This window comes from Veillonella sp. 3627 (assembly GCF_003992195.1).
Classification (GTDB): domain Bacteria; phylum Bacillota; class Negativicutes; order Veillonellales; family Veillonellaceae; genus F0422.
In genome coordinates this window covers 1-824 of sequence record NZ_RQVG01000024.1, presented here as the reverse complement: position 1 = coordinate 824, position 824 = coordinate 1, and the positions used below count along the sequence as shown (strand labels likewise).

Sequence of the window (824 nt, the reverse complement as noted above, 5' to 3'; positions counted from 1 at the left end):
GTGTACACAGATAAAGATGGTAAACAAGTGTATCCAACTGGTAAAACAGATAAAGATGGTAACCAAATCTTCAATACCAAACCAGATGGAAAAGGAGAGGATGTAACAGGTCCAGTAAAAACGACTATCAATGGACCAAAAGGAACCACAAGTCCAACATCCTTAAGCAATGTTAAAAACAACATTCCGGCAGTGAATGATGCTGATAAAAAAGTAACAAATCCTGATGGAACAGATAAACCAGATACAGGTAATGTAGCAAATATTAACAAAGCTCCATTGACAGCAGAAGAAGCAGCGGACTTGTTGAAACCAACAACAAAAGATGGCAAACCAAATCCTAACTTCGTGGGCAACAATGCAGCCACAGTATCTGACGTATTGAACGCAGGTTGGAATTTACAAAACAATGGCACTGCAAAAGACTTCGTAAAACCATTTGATACAGTAAACTTCGTGAACGGTTTAAATACAACAGCGGTTGTAACAACATCTGATGATGGTACAACAAGCAATGTAACGTATAATGTAACAGGCTTGCCTGTGACATACACAACAGCAGATGGTACACCAGTATCCAAAATTGGAGATAAATACTACAAAGTTAATGAACAAGGTCAACCATTGGATTCCAATGGTAAGCCAGCTACAAAAATCAATGAAAATGGAGTGCCTGTTGGTGAAGATGGACAACCAATTTCTGAAGTTAATATTACAGATACTCCATTAACCTCTTCTTTGGTGAACCCAAATGTTAAAAATACAGATGCTGAACCAAATAAGAAAACTACAGATCCTACACAATTAGGAAATGTAACATCTGG

General features: G+C 37.6%; 1 pseudogene. It reads left to right on the top strand.

What is annotated here, in order from left to right:
• Positions 1 to 824, top strand: a pseudogene (locus EO114_RS07950) (hypothetical protein); the annotation flags it as partial.